Origin of the sequence: Kordia sp. SMS9 (assembly GCF_003352465.1) — a bacterium.
In the GTDB taxonomy this organism is placed as follows: domain Bacteria; phylum Bacteroidota; class Bacteroidia; order Flavobacteriales; family Flavobacteriaceae; genus Kordia.
Genome location: NZ_CP031153.1, coordinates 1,326,087 through 1,342,838 on the forward strand (window position 1 = coordinate 1,326,087; position 16,752 = coordinate 1,342,838).

General features: G+C 36.9%; 17 protein-coding genes. 16 read left to right on the forward strand and 1 reads right to left on the reverse strand.

The genetic code is table 11. From position 1 onward, the window contains the following. Positions 1-6 precede the first annotated feature (6 nt). The 15 genes from KORDIASMS9_RS05780 to purD all read left to right on the forward strand — a co-directional run bounded on the left by KORDIASMS9_RS05780 (position 7) and on the right by purD (position 15,374). Positions 7-1,254 carry a glycosyltransferase family 4 protein gene (locus tag KORDIASMS9_RS05780; protein ID WP_114901932.1) on the forward strand — a complete coding sequence of 416 codons (1,248 nt, stop codon included), beginning with the start codon at positions 7-9 and terminating at the stop codon, positions 1,252-1,254. Beyond that, on the forward strand, positions 1,255-1,839 hold the full coding sequence (locus KORDIASMS9_RS05785; RefSeq protein ID WP_114901933.1) for a sugar transferase: 585 nt from the start codon (positions 1,255-1,257) through the stop codon (positions 1,837-1,839). Beyond that, positions 1,836-2,816: a methionyl-tRNA formyltransferase gene (locus tag KORDIASMS9_RS05790; RefSeq protein WP_114901934.1), complete on the forward strand. Its 981-nt coding sequence runs from the start codon at positions 1,836-1,838 to the stop codon at positions 2,814-2,816. The genes KORDIASMS9_RS05785 and KORDIASMS9_RS05790 overlap by 4 nt, the downstream gene beginning before the upstream one ends. Continuing rightward, positions 2,813-3,475 (forward strand): PIG-L deacetylase family protein, encoded by a 663-nt coding sequence (locus tag KORDIASMS9_RS05795; RefSeq protein WP_114901935.1) that lies wholly within the window; start codon positions 2,813-2,815, stop codon positions 3,473-3,475. Before KORDIASMS9_RS05790 ends, KORDIASMS9_RS05795 begins: the two co-directional genes overlap by 4 nt. 11 nt (positions 3,476-3,486) lie before the next feature. Further along, positions 3,487-4,263, forward strand: a complete 777-nt coding sequence (locus KORDIASMS9_RS05800) for a TauD/TfdA family dioxygenase (RefSeq protein WP_114901936.1) — start codon at positions 3,487-3,489, stop codon at positions 4,261-4,263. Beyond that, positions 4,251-5,000 (forward strand): aldo/keto reductase, encoded by a 750-nt coding sequence (locus KORDIASMS9_RS05805; RefSeq protein ID WP_114901937.1) that lies wholly within the window; start codon positions 4,251-4,253, stop codon positions 4,998-5,000. Before KORDIASMS9_RS05800 ends, KORDIASMS9_RS05805 begins: the two co-directional genes overlap by 13 nt. 67 nt (positions 5,001-5,067) lie before the next feature. Beyond that, positions 5,068-5,622, forward strand: coding sequence for a sugar transferase (locus KORDIASMS9_RS05810; RefSeq protein ID WP_114901938.1), 555 nt, complete (start codon positions 5,068-5,070; stop codon positions 5,620-5,622). Positions 5,623-5,664: 42 nt separating this feature from the next. Then, positions 5,665-6,276, forward strand: a complete 612-nt coding sequence (locus KORDIASMS9_RS05815; protein WP_114901939.1) for an acetyltransferase — start codon at positions 5,665-5,667, stop codon at positions 6,274-6,276. A gap of 2 nt (positions 6,277-6,278) precedes the next feature. Continuing rightward, a complete protein-coding gene (locus KORDIASMS9_RS05820; protein WP_114901940.1) occupies positions 6,279-7,412 on the forward strand; it encodes a DegT/DnrJ/EryC1/StrS aminotransferase family protein in 1,134 nt (377 codons plus the stop codon). A gap of 57 nt (positions 7,413-7,469) precedes the next feature. After that, positions 7,470-9,515: a nucleoside-diphosphate sugar epimerase/dehydratase gene (locus tag KORDIASMS9_RS05825; protein ID WP_114901941.1), complete on the forward strand. Its 2,046-nt coding sequence runs from the start codon at positions 7,470-7,472 to the stop codon at positions 9,513-9,515. 91 nt (positions 9,516-9,606) lie between these two features. Further along, positions 9,607-10,917 carry a UDP-glucose/GDP-mannose dehydrogenase family protein gene (locus tag KORDIASMS9_RS05830; RefSeq protein ID WP_114901942.1) on the forward strand — a complete coding sequence of 437 codons (1,311 nt, stop codon included), beginning with the start codon at positions 9,607-9,609 and terminating at the stop codon, positions 10,915-10,917. A 19-nt stretch (positions 10,918-10,936) separates the two neighbouring features. Further along, positions 10,937-11,923 carry a UDP-glucuronic acid decarboxylase family protein gene (locus tag KORDIASMS9_RS05835; RefSeq protein ID WP_114901943.1) on the forward strand — a complete coding sequence of 329 codons (987 nt, stop codon included), beginning with the start codon at positions 10,937-10,939 and terminating at the stop codon, positions 11,921-11,923. A 3-nt stretch (positions 11,924-11,926) separates the two neighbouring features. Beyond that, positions 11,927-13,333 carry an undecaprenyl-phosphate glucose phosphotransferase gene (locus tag KORDIASMS9_RS05840; protein WP_114901944.1) on the forward strand — a complete coding sequence of 469 codons (1,407 nt, stop codon included), beginning with the start codon at positions 11,927-11,929 and terminating at the stop codon, positions 13,331-13,333. Between the two features lie 2 nt (positions 13,334-13,335). Then, positions 13,336-14,106, forward strand: coding sequence for a glycosyltransferase family 2 protein (locus KORDIASMS9_RS05845; protein WP_114901945.1), 771 nt, complete (start codon positions 13,336-13,338; stop codon positions 14,104-14,106). Next, on the forward strand, positions 14,103-15,374 hold the full coding sequence (purD, locus tag KORDIASMS9_RS05850; RefSeq protein ID WP_114901946.1) for a phosphoribosylamine--glycine ligase: 1,272 nt from the start codon (positions 14,103-14,105) through the stop codon (positions 15,372-15,374). The genes KORDIASMS9_RS05845 and purD overlap by 4 nt, the downstream gene beginning before the upstream one ends. Here the strand turns inward: purD and KORDIASMS9_RS05855 are convergent. Next, a complete protein-coding gene (locus KORDIASMS9_RS05855) occupies positions 15,369-15,596 on the reverse strand; it encodes a uracil phosphoribosyltransferase (protein ID WP_114901947.1) in 228 nt (75 codons plus the stop codon). The two genes, purD and KORDIASMS9_RS05855, sit on opposite strands and share 6 nt — an antisense overlap. Positions 15,597-15,643: 47 nt before the next feature. On the opposite strand from KORDIASMS9_RS05855, the gene KORDIASMS9_RS05860 reads away from it, so the two are divergent. Further along, complete coding sequence (locus KORDIASMS9_RS05860) at positions 15,644-16,567, forward strand: DUF6427 family protein (protein ID WP_162819781.1); 924 nt, start codon at positions 15,644-15,646, stop codon at positions 16,565-16,567. The last annotated feature ends 185 nt before the right edge of the window (positions 16,568-16,752 follow it).

The window sequence follows — 16,752 nt, forward strand, 5'->3', positions numbered from 1 at the left end:
CACCTGATGAAAATATTACTCATACACCAAGCATTTCTGGAGAAAGATGAAGGCGGCGGCTCACGTTTTAACGAAATGACAAAAATGTGGTCAGAACAAGGGCATGAAATCACAGTTTTGGCAGGAATGGTGCATTATACAACAGGAAAAAAGAACCCGAAATACAAAGGAAAATACACCTTCAAAGATGAAGACTTTTACGAAAATGTAGATGTCATTCGCTGTCATGTTTCCGAAAGTTACAATGTCAACTTCTTAGGAAGACTTTGGGCGTACTTCTCGTTTGTGTTTTCTAGCATCTATGCAGGTTTATTCAAAACCAGAGGAAAAAAATTTGATGCTATTTTGGTAACGTCGCCACCACTATTTGTGGGAATCACGGCGTATGTACTTTACGTGTTCAAGCGAATTCCGTTTGTCTTTGAAATTCGAGACTTGTGGCCAGAATCAGCCATTGACACAGGCGTGTTGAAAAGCAAAATCATGATCAAATTTGCCTATTGGTTTGAAAAATTCATGTACAAAAAAGCGCGACTCATCAATGTATTAACACCTGCATTTAGAGACAAACTCATTGCAGACAAAAATGTTCCGCCCGAAAAAATTATCTTCATTCCAAATGCTGCCGATTTTACCTTGGCGGAAGAAATACAAAAAGACTTTGATGCGCCAGCGTTCAAAAAACAACTCGGACTGCACGACAAATTTGTCATTACGTATGTTGGTGCGCACGGAGTTGCCAATCACCTCATTCAATTGGTAGATGCTGCCGAACACTTGCGCGATACGAATGTGGTATTTCAGCTTATTGGTTCAGGCATGCAAAAAGAAATGCTGCAAAGCGAAGTTGCCAAAAGAAACCTACACGAACAAGTCATCTTCAGAGATCCAGTTTCCAAAAAAGAAGTATTCAAATACATTCTTTCATCAGACATGGGCGCATCAGTACTAAAACGAATAGATACCTTTAAAACGATCTACTCAAACAAAACCTTTGACTACATGTCTTGCAAAAAACCAATTCTCTTGGCCATTGAAGGAATTTCGAAAGACTTAGTAGAAGATGCCAACTGCGGAATCTGTGTAGAACCAGAAAACGCAAAGGACATTTCAGACAAAATAAAAGAAGCCATCAATTCAGACATAATGTTTGACAAAATGGGCGATAATGGCTACTTTTACGCCAAAGAAAGATTTGATAGAAACAAGTTGGCGGACACGTATATTTCCGAAATAGAAAAACATTTTAAATAGATGTATAAAAAATATTTTAAAAGAATCGTAGACATCCTTGTTGGAGTTGGAACCTTAATCGTTTTACTGCCTTTATTTATCATTGTTGGAATACTTATCTACCTATCTAGCAAAGGATCTATATTCTACTCCCAAGATCGTATTGGGAAAAACGGAGAAATGTTCCGATTGCACAAATTCAGATCCATGTACACCAACAAAAATTTCTCTGTAAACACGCAAGTATTCAAAAACGATAAAAACGTAACAACGATTGGAAAGTTCATCAGAAGATTCAAAATTGACGAACTTGCACAAATCATCAATGTCATCAATGGCGATATGTCTATCGTAGGACCAAGACCCGTGTTGCCAGCAGTAAAAGAACACTTTGATGAAAACGCAGAACACAGACTCAAAGTGCGCCCTGGACTTACAGGACTTTCGCAAGTAAATGGAAACATTCACTTACCTTGGAAGGAAAGATGGGTTTTTGATCGAAAATATGTTGAAAACATCAGTTTCGTAAACGATATTAAAATCATTTTTAAGACTTTTGCAGTAATTCTCTTAGGAGAAGAAAAATTTAAAAAAGACAACGAATGAGAATCGTAATTGCAGGAGCCGTTTCTTCTACATTGACTACGCTAAAAAAACTAGTGGAGCACCAAATGGATATTGTAGGTGTATTAGGGTACGAACCTGCATCTCTCAAAAATGTAAGCGCGTACTCACACCTAAAACCTGTGGCACTAGAAAACGGATTGAATTACAAACCGTTTGTAAAAATAAATGATGAAAACATTGTGGCGCAAGTCAAACAATGGAAGCCAGATTTACTATTTGTAGTAGGACTTTCCCAGCTTATAGGAGACGATCTTATCCATAGTGCCACACACGGAGTTGTTGGGTTTCATCCTACAAGTTTGCCAAGAGGTCGCGGACGCGCACCTATTGCGTGGGCAATACTAAAGGAAGAAAAAGCAGGTGCTAATTTTTTCTTAATTGATGATGGCGTAGACAGCGGACCTATCTTAGCACAAGAATTATTTGACATTGAAGAAGATGACTATGCGGAAGACTTCGAATTGAAAATGATTCATGCCATACAAACTGCATTGGACAAATGGTTGCCACAACTCAAAAAAGGAGTGGTAAACGCCATTCCACAAAATGACGAAAACGCAAGTTATTACGGAAGACGTGCGCCAAACGATGGTTGTATCAATTGGCACGTATCTGCTACAGAAATATACACACTCATCAGAGCTTCCTCTAGGCCGCATCCTGGAGCATTTACCTTCAAAGAAAACATCCGAGTATTGGTGTGGAAAGCCAGACCTGAAAAAAACCGAAACATTACAGGAGTTGTAGGACGTGTGTTAGAAGTGAATGAAAAAGGGGAAGCATTAGTACAAGCGGGTGAAGGATTGCTATGGTTGACGGAATATGAATTATTTGATTTTGGCGGAAATCAACTCGAAGAAAACCTAAAAGTTGGACAGAAACTAGGATATCACATAGACTTAGAAATTTTCAAACTGAAAAAAGAACTCAAACAATTAAAAGAAAAACTAAAATGAAGATTCTAGTAATAGCACCTCATGCAGATGATGAAATATTAGGATGTGGCGGTGTCATTGCAAAACACATTGCAAATGGTAACGAGGTAAAAGTTTTGGTAGTCACAAAAGGTGCCGAAGAACTATATTCAGAAGCGGAAGTACAAGTCATTCGCAACGAAGCAAAAATTGCACATGAATATTTAGGAATATCAGAAACACTATTTTTTGACTTCCCAGCACCAATACTTGATCAGACACCTTCGTATAAAATTTCGAATGCAGTGACAAATATCATAAAAACGTATCAACCTGAAGTTGTATATTTGCCACATAGAGGAGATCTTCACAAAGACCACAGAATGGTATTTGAATCTTCTTTAGTAGCAATAAAACCGGTAAACAATTGTTCGGTAAAGCATATTTACTGTTACGAAACCTTATCGGAGACAGAATGGGGCGCACCTTTTGGTGATGATGCCTTCATTCCAAATGTGTTTGAAGACATAACAGACTATATAGAATTAAAAAAAGAGGCAATGCGAAAATTTGAAAGTCAAGTAAAAGAATTTCCTCATTCTCGATCATTAGTAGCCATTGATGCATTAGCCAAATTTAGAGGAGCCACAGTTGGAAAACATGCCGCTGAAGCTTTTATGTTAATTAGAAGTATAAATTAAATTAAAAAATTATGGAGTTTATAACTGATGTTAAATTAAGAACAAATGATCCTGTTGAAGCTACCAAAGCCGTCAAGGAAGTTTTAAAGAACAACAAAGTTGTGAAAGTAGTTCCTGAATGGTATTTAGGAGACCTTCGTGCATTTTATGAAGTACTTACGGATGAAATAGGAATTCCTATCAATATTGGAGAAGACTTCAAAAATGAAGGCGCACAAACACACGAAAAATGGTTAGAAATCCGTTACGATGCTGACATTCCAGATCTTTCTGCATACCGACATAGTAAAAATGCACAACCGTTACACACAGATGAATCTTACATCAAAGATCCTGCGGATATCATGTTATTTTACAGCATCAACAAAGCGATAAAAGGTGGCGCAACCACATTTGTCGATGGTCCTGTATTGTTAGAATACATGGAAGAAAATGCTCCAGAATTACTTGAAAAATTGAAAACAACGCCAGTTCGTTACAAAAAAGCAAATGAAGAGCGTACAGAAAAAATCATCGATATCAAAGAAGACGGAGAAATTCACTTCAACTTTAACTACTACTGTGTCGACAAAGATGAAACAGAAGAAAACAAAGCATTAAACAAAGAGTTTTTCGACTTTTTACAAAACTATGTGGCACACTCACACATGGTAGAACAAGTAGTGCTAAATCCTGGAGAAGCCGTATTATGGTGGGATGAATTGGTATTGCACGGACGCACTTCGTACGATGTAAAAAAGACAAACGACCGTTTTATATGGAAAACAGGATTTAAGTGGAAGGAATAAAACACACACTAAATCTCAGCAAGCTTACGCTTGGTACCATGCGTTTTCATGACAAACAACTATCTGTTAATGAAGTTGTAGGTATCATTAACGAAGGGCACGACATAGGAATCCATACACACCATTCTTCTTTTGAATATAGCTCGTATGAACTATACACAAAAGCATTGGAGAAATCTGGAAAAGGAAAAGAAACAAAACACATTGTAAAACTATCTTCTCCACATTTTAAAGATGATGCTTTCTCTGCCAACATACTAGAAGAACGTGTAGACAACCAACTAAAAGCATTGCAAACAGATTGTATTGACGTATTGCAATGGTTAGTTCGGTCACAACCTATCAATGATGCAGATCGTTTGCAAACATTGGAAACGCAGCAAGAAGAAATTGCTAGTAGTATAGAAGATCTAAAAAAGAAAGGCAAAATAAAAACCTGTTTTAGCTTTCCATACTCTGTAAACTTTGCCAAAAAAGTACTAGAATTTGAGCAGGTAGATGGTTTAGTTACCTACTTAAACAAAGCAGAACTAGACTATCAAGAATTTGCAAATACAGTTCCGTTCATTGCGATACGTCCGTTATTTGCAGGAAAACTTATTGAAAAATCAACAGACATTGATGTTGAAATCATCAGCAGTTTGCAATTTGTAGAAAACCATAAAACACTCCTATCAACTATTGTAGGAATCAACAGTACAAAACAACTCCAAACATATAAAAAGTATCTAAAATAGCGCTGTGTTTTCATGGCGCTTTGCTTTTTCAAAAAAATCATAACAACAACACTCAAAACGACGCGTAATGTTGGGAAAACGTATTTTTGATATCATACTTTCGTTTACATTGCTAGTCATACTATTCGTGCCCATGTGCCTATTGTGGTTTATAACTTCAATTTCTATAGGCTCCAATGGTATCTTTTTACAAACAAGAATTGGGCAACATGGCAAATCGTTTACTATGTACAAATACAAAACGATCTATGCGGACAGCGGAAAAACCTCAAAATGGGGCGCTTTTTTGCGAAAAACAAAACTGGATGAACTCCCACAATTGCTCAACATTCTCATTGGTGAAATGAGCTTTGTAGGACCACGACCCGATTTACCTGGATATTACGATAGGCTCGAAGGAGAACAAAGAAACATACTAAAACTAAAACCAGGCGTTACTTCGGAAGCTGCCTTAAAATACATCAACGAAGAACAACTATTAGCTTCCAAAGAAAACCCAAAACAATACAACGATGAAGTCATTTATCCAGACAAAATTAAAATGAATCTGGAGTACTATCACACTAGAAGTTTTTTAGTAGATTTGAACATACTAATCAAAACGATACAAAAACTAGTTTAATTATTGAAAATCAACACAAAACGACGATAAAAACGAAGAAGAATGAGTAACATTTGTCTATTTGGCGCAAGCGGACATGGAAAAGTAGTCAAAGATGTGGCAGCAAGCACAAACACGGTAATTGATGCCTTTATTGACGATCATCCCAAAAGTGAATTTCTACAAGGAATTCCCGTGGTGTCGTCTTCAAAAATAGCAACATACGCAGGAAACAAGTTTTTAATCAGTATCGGAAACAACAGCGTTCGTAAAGTCCTCAGTCAAAAAATAAAAAACGACTTTACGAGACTCATTCACAAAACAGCAACCATTTCTCCTTCGGCAAAAATAGCAGAAGGAACGGTGATAATGAACGGAACCAACATCAATGCAGATGCCAACATCGGAAAACACGTTATCATCAATACAGCGGCTATTATAGAACACGATTGCCACATTGGTGACTTTGTACACATTTCGCCAAACGCTACCATTACAGGAAATGTAACCATTGGCGAAGGAACGCATATTGGCGCAGGCGCAATTGTCATACCAAACATAAAAATTGGCAAATGGGCAACCATTGGCGCAGGTGCAGTCATCATCAACGATGTTCCAGATGATGCTGTCGTCGTAGGAAACCCAGGAAAAATAAAAAAGTACAACAACGAATAACTATGAATTCAAGAATTTGGCTTTCATCGCCCCACATGGGCGGAAACGAATTAAAATACATTCACGAAGCATTTGACACCAATTGGATTGCTCCATTAGGGCCAAACGTAACAGGTTTTGAAGACGATTTGCAACAGTTTTTAAACACGCAAAAAGAAGTAGGTGCCTTGGCGTCGGGAACGGCAGCCATTCACTTAGGACTTATCTTAGCTGGCGTTACCGCAGGCGATGAGGTACTTTGTCAAAGCATGACGTTTTCCGCTTCCGCGAATCCGATTCTCTATCAAGGAGCAACTCCAGTTTTTATTGACAGTGAACCAGAAACATGGAACATGTGTCCAAACCATCTTGAAGCGGCTATTAAAGACAGAATTGTCAAGGGAAAAAAACCAAAAGCAATCATTCCGGTACACTTATACGGAATGCCCGCAAAAATGGACGAAATTCTTGCCATAGCTAACAAATACGAAATCGCTATCATAGAAGATGCTGCGGAATCACTAGGTTCCACCTACAAAGGTCAAAATTGTGGCACTTTTGGTGAATACGCCGCGCTATCCTTCAACGGAAATAAAATTATCACGACTTCTGGTGGCGGCGCAATTGTTTGCAATGATGAAGCCGCTAAAAAGAAAGCTATTTTCTTGGCTACACAAGCAAGAGACGATGCACCGCACTATCAACATTCCGAAATTGGATACAACTACCGAATGAGCAACATTGTGGCAGGAATTGGTAGAGGACAAATGGAAGTGCTACAGGATCACATTGCACTTCGCAGAAGCATGCAAGCTTTCTACAAAGAAGTCTTCAAAGATGTAGCTGGTGTGACTGTATTTACAGAACCAAGCGACGATTATTTCTCAAATCACTGGTTGAGTTGTATCACCGTTGACACAGAAAAAGCAGGGTTTTCTCGTGAAGATTTACGACTTGCCTTGTGGGAAGATAATATAGAATCAAGACCGCTTTGGAAACCAATGCACTTACAGCCAATATTTGAAAAATATCCGTATTACGGAACTAATATTTGCGAACACCTATTTGATGTAGGACTCTGTTTGCCATCAGGTTCCAACCTAACTATACAAGAAAAAGAGCGTATTGCACAAGTTATAGCCGCTTTTCTAGCATAGATACAAATAAATTAAGTAATTTGTGCTACTAAATAAAGAATCTGTTTTTTTGAGAACATGAAGGTATCGAATTCAAGGAACATAAAAGACGCAATTAAACAAGTTCTAAAATCAAGTAAAAAACGCATTGATTTTAAGAACATAGGATATTTACCTCGATGGCTTATCTTATGTTTTGACATGTTCATTTGTTGTGTCGCGGTTATTCTTACAGGCGTTATTGTAAATAATATCAACATTAACGATCCTAACATTTCGCCACAATCTATCTTTGGATTTTCGGCAAAAGACGGATTGATCTTAATCACCAACTTATTATTCTTTATTTTCTTTAGAACGTATGCAGGACTCATTCGTCACTCTACGTTTATTGATGCGATCAAATTTTTCTTGGCATCGTTGGCAACGTTAATTACATTACTCGTTGTCAATTATTCGCATGTCATATTTAGAGGAGACACGTTATTACTAATACCGAAACTGTTTATCTACTTTGCTGTTTCTTTTTCAGCATTATTATTATTTAGAGTCTTGGTAAAACAAGTTTTTGAAGCATATTTTGATCATGCCGCAAAAGATGATCAAATCAGCGTGATGATTTACGGAATTGACTCCAACGCAATTGCCATTTCAAACGCACTCAAAGTAGAACGTCCAATTCGATACAAACTCATTGGTTTTATTGACAAGAAAGGAAAAAACCAAAGTAAAGAAATCTTAGGATTACCCATCATTCATCTCAAAAGAAAACTTGCCGTAATTCTGCGGGCACATGGAGCAAATGCTATCATCTTAGCAAACAAATCCATCACGCAAGAAGAACGCATCAAAATTGTAGATGAGTGTTTAGAGCATAACATCAAAGTATTTAGAGCGCCAATTGTTTCCGATATGGAAGACAAGGAAAATGTGAACGTGGCGCAACAAATTCAAAATGTACAAATTGAAGACCTACTCGAAAGAGAACCCATTGTCTTAAATAATAAGCTTATCGCGAAAGAACTTTTTGATCGTAGAATCTTAGTCACAGGTGGCGCGGGTTCTATAGGAAGTGAAATTGCGCGACAAGTTGCCAATTACAATCCGCAAAAACTGATCATTGTCGATCAGGCAGAAACGCCATTGTATCAAATACAAATGGAAATCAGAGCCAACTTTCCAGACTTAGATTTTGAAGCAGTCATTGCCGATGTTCGCGACAAAGAGAAACTGGAAAATATCTTTAATCTCTACAAACCACAAGTGGTCTATCACGCGGCAGCGTACAAACACGTACCATTAATGGAAGACAATCCGTCACAAGCTATTTTTACCAATGTGATGGGAACTAAAAATGTAGCAGATACTGCCTTAAAATTTAAAACATACAAATTTGTATTGGTTTCCACAGACAAAGCGGTAAACCCAAGTAATGTGATGGGAGCTTCCAAGCGAATTGCCGAAATTTACGTGCAGGCAATGCAAGAAGCATTTCAAAACGACAATCGTTACGATACCAATTTTGTCACAACACGTTTTGGAAATGTACTAGGTTCCAATGGTTCGGTAGTACCATTATTCAAACGACAAATTGCGGAAGGTGGTCCGTTAACCATTACACATCCAGATATCATTCGTTATTTTATGACCATTCCAGAAGCGTGTCAGCTTGTATTAGAAGCTGGAGCCATGGGGAATGGTGGCGAAATCTACATCTTTGACATGGGAGAAGCCGTAAAAATTATTGATTTGGCGAAGAAAATTATCAAACTTGCAGGTTTTGTACCGAACAAAGACATTGATATCAAAATCATCGGATTGCGTCCAGGTGAAAAACTATACGAAGAATTATTAAATGACAAATCGACGACATTGCCAACGTACAATGAAAAAATTATGATTGCTCGTGCGGAAATGTATGATTATGAAGTAATAAATACGAATATTGCCGAACTTATTGATTCTGCTTGTTTATACAACAAAGTAGAAGTTGTAAAACGAATGAAAGTATTGGTTCCTGAATATAAAAGTATGAACTCTTGTTATGAAGAATTAGACAAGAAAGAATTGCCACCTAAAAAAGATACCAAAACGGTCAATTTGAGAGATAAGAAAGTATCGTAAAGGAATACATCATATAAAAAATTACTAGAAGTACATTCGTCCCTTAACTCATAATGAATGTACTTTTAACCATTAAAAAGAAAAATAGCACATGAAAATAACTGTTGTTGGAACAGGATATGTAGGACTCGTCACAGGTACGTGTTTAGCGGAAACAGGAAATGATGTACTTTGTGTTGATATTGATGAAAACAAAGTGACAAGAATGCAAAATGGAGAAGTTCCTATCTACGAACCTCATTTAGATATACTCTTTGAAAGAAATATAAACGCAGGACGCTTAAAATTTACTACGTCACTTGAAGAAGGATTGACGCATGGACAAATTATTTTTTTAGCCTTGCCTACACCAGAAGATGAAGATGGCTCTGCCGATTTATCGTATGTTTTAGGTGTTGCCGAAAATATTGGGAAACTCATGACGGATTACAAAGTCATTGTAGACAAAAGTACTGTGCCTGTTGGAACTGCCGATAAAGTAACATCAGTAGTGGCAAAACATGCTACGGTTGATTTTGACATAGTTTCAAACCCTGAATTTTTACGAGAAGGTTTTGCCGTAGATGATTTCATGAAGCCCGAACGTATTGTCATTGGTTCTAGCTCTGAACGCGCTACCAAATTGATGGAACGTTTATACAAACCGTTTGTACGCTCTGGAAATCCGATTCTCATCATGGATGAAAAATCAGCAGAATTGACAAAATACGCTTCCAACTCTTTCCTAGCCGCAAAAATCACGTTTATGAATGAAATTGCGAACTTCTGTGAAAAAGTTGGCGCTGATGTAGACAAAGTTCGTATTGGAATGGGAACTGACTCACGCATTGGAAAACGTTTCCTATTTCCAGGAATCGGCTACGGCGGATCGTGTTTTCCAAAAGATGTAAAAGCCTTACACAAATCAGGAAAAGACAATCAATACAATTTCCAAATCTTAGACGCGGTTATCAATGTAAATAACAAACAAAAAACGGCGTTAATTCCAAAAGTGGTGAGTCACTTAGGAGAAGATTTAACTGGAAAAACCATTGCTATTTGGGGATTGGCATTCAAACCAGAAACCGACGATATTCGGGAAGCGCCATCGTTATATATCATTGATGAATTGCTTTCGCGAGGTGCCAAACTTAAAGCATTTGATCCAGAAGCCATGGAGAATGTGCAGAAAAAATTGGGAGAAAAAATTGAATATGCAGACAGTATGTATGGCGCTATTCAAAACACAGATGCGTTGATTATTTGTACAGAATGGAGCATCTTTAGAACACCAAATTTCAACAAACTAAGAGAAAACCTAAACCAACCTGTCATTTTTGACGGTAGAAATTTATACGACATTGCAGAAATGGAAAGAGAAGGTTTTGCCTATTTTTCTATTGGACGCAAAGAAGTTTTATAATACCTAAACCAACCAAGCTATGCAACGAATTCTCATCACAGGAGCCGCCGGATTCTTAGGTTCACACTTATGTGATCGCTTTATCAATGAAGGCTATCATGTTATTGGAATGGACAATTTAATTACGGGAGACATTCGTAACATTGAGCATTTATTTCACCTTAAAGAATTTGAGTTTTACCATCATGATGTGACAAAATTTGTACACGTACCAGGAAAACTAGACTATATTTTACACTTTGCATCGCCTGCAAGTCCGATAGATTACTTAAAAATTCCGATTCAAACCTTAAAAGTAGGTTCGCTCGGAACACATAATTTATTAGGATTGGCAAAAGAAAAAAACGCGCGTATTCTCATTGCGTCTACTTCCGAAGTGTATGGCGATCCGTTGGTGCATCCGCAACACGAAGAATACTATGGAAATGTAAATACCATTGGACCGCGCGGAGTGTACGATGAAGCCAAACGTTTTCAAGAATCTATTACCATGGCATATCACCGTTTTCACGGATTGGAAACACGGATTGTACGTATATTTAACACGTATGGTCCTCGCATGCGATTGAACGACGGACGTGTGATTCCTGCCTTCATTGGACAAGCATTGCGTGGAGAAGATTTAACCGTTTTTGGTGATGGAACACAAACACGATCATTCTGTTATATTACCGATCAAGTAGAAGGAATTTTTAGATTGTTGAAAAGTGATTATGCGGCGCCAATCAACATTGGAAATCCGCATGAAATTACCATTGGTGAATTTGCGGAAGAAATCATCAAATTGACGGGAACGACTCAAAAAGTAATTTACAAAGAATTACCAGCAGACGATCCGCTACAGCGAAAACCAGACATTCGTAAGGCAAAAGAAATCTTAGGTTGGGAACCTAAAGTAGGGCGTAGCGAAGGCATGCGATTGACCTACGAATATTTCAAATCACTACCAGAAAGCGAGTTATTTAAAAAAGAACACAAAGATTTTTCAACATATACAAGAATGTAACCCATGCATGTAAAAGGAAGATATTCATGGCTCTTGCGACCATTTTTTCTGGTGTTCGATTTGTGCGTCATCAATATTCTTGTCTTCCTTTTTTTTAACTTCAACGATCAAGATTTATACTTTTTTGATTCCAGTTTTTGGAACAATAAGCATTTACTATTTATTATTTATACGGTCATATTTTGGCCGTTATCTGCGTTCTTTTTAAAATTCTATAACGTATATCGTTTCACCTCAGTTCCGCAAATTTTATCCTTACTCATCAAGCAATTATTAGCATATACGCTTATTATGTATGCGTTTATCGGAATTTTTAGAAGTATTGATGTGCCTGCTTTTCTCACGTTTAAATATTTAATGTTGAGTTTCGGAATTATCGGATTGGGGAAAATTATTGGTTATTACGGTTTAAAAAAATATCGTTCCGTTTTAGATGGAAACATTCGTAGAGTTATTATCATTGGTTTTAGTGCAGGCGCGCAGGAATTGGAGCGTTTATTCAGAAACAACAAAGAATTGGGATACAAACTCTTGGGTATTTTTAGCGATAAGAATAGCGAATTGATCACAGGAACAATTGACGATAGCTTTGACTTTATAGAAAAAGAAACTGGGATTGACGAAATATACTGCGCCATTGATGAACTTTCAGAAAAGCATGTGAACGATTATGTCAAGTATGCCAGCATGAGCATGATCAATATTAAGTTCATTCCAAACACAAAAAAATTAATCACCAAACGACTCAAAACGGATTATTACAACTATTTGCCCGTTTTATCCATTCAAGAAGTAGCGCTAAATAATAATTTAAACCGATTTATCAAAAGAGTTTTTGATGTTGTTTTTTCATTGCTCATCATTATTTTCTTGCTTTCATGGTTGATTCCGCTCATGGCAATTTTGATCAAATTAGAATCGAGAGGTCCTGTATTTTACCGACATGTGCGAAACGGTATTAATTATAAAGAATTTACCTGTTACAAATTCCGTTCTATGGCGCACAATAGCAATTCTGATTATGAACATGTAACACCGCAAGATTCTCGGGTAACGCGCATTGGTCGTTTCATTCGAAAAACAAGTATTGACGAATTGCCACAATTTTTCAACGTACTCAAAGGCGATATGTCCGTGGTTGGTCCAAGACCACACATGATTCCGTACACAAAAGAATATGCCAAAAAAATTGACAAATACAACTTTGTATTCCGCCACAGCGTAAAACCTGGTATTTCAGGTTTGGCGCAAGTAAAAGGTTATCGCGGAGAAATTAAAAACGACGAAGACATCATCAACCGAATCAAATACGATATTTTTTATATTGAAAATTGGTCGTTGTTTTTAGACATCAAAATTATTGCTGAAACGATTCTTAATATTCTCAAAGGAGAAAAAAACGCCTACTAACCATGCGTCAACCTTTAGTTTCTGTCATTACCCCAACCTATAATACCGAAGAATTCATTGCGGATACGATTGATTCTGTTCGTGCGCAAAGTTATACGAATTGGGAACTGATTTTGGTAGACGATGCTTCTAGTGATAGAACGGTTGCCATTTTAAACGAATATGCCGCCATTGACGAGCGCATCAAAGTACAGGTGTTGAAAACCAACGCTGGCGCTGCCATTGCACGAAATACTGCCATTGAAAAAGCTTCAGGAACGTATATTGCATTTTTAGACGCGGACGATTTGTGGAAGCCTGAAAAGCTCACCAAACAAATCGCATTCATGCAAGAAAAAGATATTTCGGTGTGTTTTTCAAGCTACGAATTGATGAATGAAGCAGGAATTTCATTGGGAAAAATGATCAAAGCATTGCCCAAAGTAGATTATAACAAAATGCTAAAAAGTAATTATATAGGCAACCTTACGGGAATTTACAATGCCTCAACATTAGGGAAAGTATACATGCCAAACATTCGCAAGCGCCAAGATTGGGCATTGTGGCTTGCGTTGGTCAAAAAAGTAGAATTTGCCTATAGTTTGGAAGAACCGTTAGCGCGATATCGCTTGCGCGAGAATTCAATTTCGTCCAATAAACTAAATTTATTAAAATACAATTATACTATTTACAGAAAGGCACTTAACTTTGGGGCTTTCAAATCGAGCTTATATTTACTTCGATTTTTAATAGAACATTTCTTTATAAAACCACGACAAACCGTACAACTATGAATATTCTTGTGTTAGGATCAGGAGGAAGAGAACATACATTTACATGGAAATTAGCGCAAAGTCCGCACGTTACAAAACTTTTTGTAGCACCAGGAAATGCAGGAACCGCTAGTATTGCTGAAAATGTTGCCATGAATGTGAATGACTTTGATGCCATTGGAAAATTCTCCATTGAAAACAATATTGACATGCTTGTCGTAGGTCCTGAAGATCCATTAGTCAAAGGAATTCACGATTATTTCTTAGCAGATGATACTTTAAAAGGAATTCACGTGATTGGTCCGCAACAAGAAGCAGCCGAACTCGAAGGAAGTAAGGAATTTGCCAAAAAATTTATGATGCGTCATAACATTCCAACGGCGGCATACGAAAGTTTTACCAAAGATACGGTAGCAGCTGGTTGCGAATTTTTAACCACATTGCAACCGCCGTACGTATTAAAAGCAGACGGATTGGCGGCAGGAAAAGGTGTATTGATCATTCAAGATTTACAAGAAGCACAAAATTCGCTTCGTGAAATGCTCGTCGATGCAAAATTTGGTGACGCAAGTACGAAAGTTGTCATTGAAGAATTTTTAGATGGCATCGAATTGAGTTGTTTTGTGTTGACGGATGGAAAAAACTACCTAACGCTTCCCACAGCGAAAGATTACAAGCGCATTGGCGAAGGTGATACAGGTTTAAATACAGGCGGAATGGGCGCCATATCGCCAGTTCCTTTTGCAGATGCGGAGTTTATGGAAAAAATAGAAACACGCATCATCAAACCAACAATTGACGGTTTTCAAAAAGATAACTTGCCGTACAAAGGATTTGTCTTTATCGGATTGATCAAAGTTGGCAACGATCCGTTTGTAATAGAATATAATGTACGCATGGGCGATCCGGAAACGGAAGTCGTCATTCCACGTTTAGAAAACGACTTGGCTGAGATTTTGGAAGCTGTAGGAACGGAAACTTTAGATCAAATTGATTTAAAAATCAAGAAAGAAGCGGCAACAACTATTATGGTGGTTTCTGGCGGATATCCAGAAGCGTACCAAAAAGGAAAAGAAATTACAGGAATCGAAACCATTGAAGATTCAATCGTGTTTCACGCTGGAACCAAATTAGATGCAGAAAAAGTAGTGACCAATGGCGGAAGAGTCATTGCGATTACTTCACATGCGACAACCTACGAAGAAGCCATAAAAAAATCTTATCAAAATATAAACAAGTTACATTTTGATAAGATGTATTATAGAAAAGATATTGGCTTCGACTTATAAATACGAGTGCGAAGTAACATCTTTGCGTTCTTCACCACTGTCGTTGAATTTTTTTAACTGTAATACCCAGTATACCATTGCAGCAGCTGCAATCAACATAAAAATCCAGTTCAATGCATTGGCTAAGGTCCAATTCTGTAATTCCATCGCACGTAACGCTTCAAATGGAAGAAATAATATTTCTTCAAACAAGTAAGCAATTCCTTCAAATAAACTTTTCATAGATAAATCCTATTATATTTACACCACAAAAGTATAAAAACCTGTAAATGATCACAAGTGTTTTTGGGAAATCGAAACCAATAAATTTTATTCTCTGCATAGGAATTCTTCTTGTGTACTTTGTAATGCACTTATTTTCAGAAGATAAAGCCTTTAATTTGGATAGAATAGCTGCGGAAGTTCCGGTGTTATTATTATTGGTATTTGCGCTTTTTGTGATTGATTTTATCGTAAAGAAGAACGATTTAACCCAACAAAACGATTATGCGCTCTTTTTTGCCACTATTTTTATAGGATTTTTTCCTGCTATTTTTGAAAACATTCAAATGGTATGCATATATATTTTGATACTTTTTGCTTTCAGGCGAATCATAACGTTAGGATCATTACGGAGTGTCAAACGAAAAATATTTGATGCTACATTTTTTATAGGCTGTGCTGTATTGTTTGATTCTTGGATACTACTTTACACAATCGTTATTTACCTTGGAATTTTGTTATATGTTTCGAGCGATTATAGAAATTGGTTGGTGCCAATTGTGGCACTGACGGTCGTGATTGGTTTGTTTATCGTGTATTTATTGTTTGTTGAACAAAATGTTCTTACAAACCCACTCTTTCAGTTTGATATAAAAATTAACTATTCAGCGACAAGTTATAGGCGAATTGCGCTACATTTAGTAATCACCCTACTTTTTAGCATAAATTTTGTAATATTTTTTTTAAAATACAAAACGTATTCTTCTCAAAAAAAAATCTCTTTTTTACTAACTAAAGTGCTGTTTTTTACGGGTATTACGTACGTGCTATTCGCTAAAAATATCATGCAAAATACAGAGCTTTTATTGCTATTTCCATTAGCAGTTTTTATGGGCAATTTGCTAGAGAGGATAGAAAACAAAAGGATTGGCGATATTATTACACTTTTGCTAATGATTGTTAGTTTTCTCTTCAACATATATCCAAAATAACCTCAGAAACCGTAAAATTAATAAAGTAAATACTTACGAATTAGTAAGTTAAAAGTTACAAAAAATACTCTTTCTCGATTTTAATGACGTTTTGTCTAAAAGAAAAACCCTTAGTCTGCATTTTAGAATAATTCCAAATATTTTTGTGTTCGAGAATTAAGCCGCTCACCCCGAACTTATTTTAA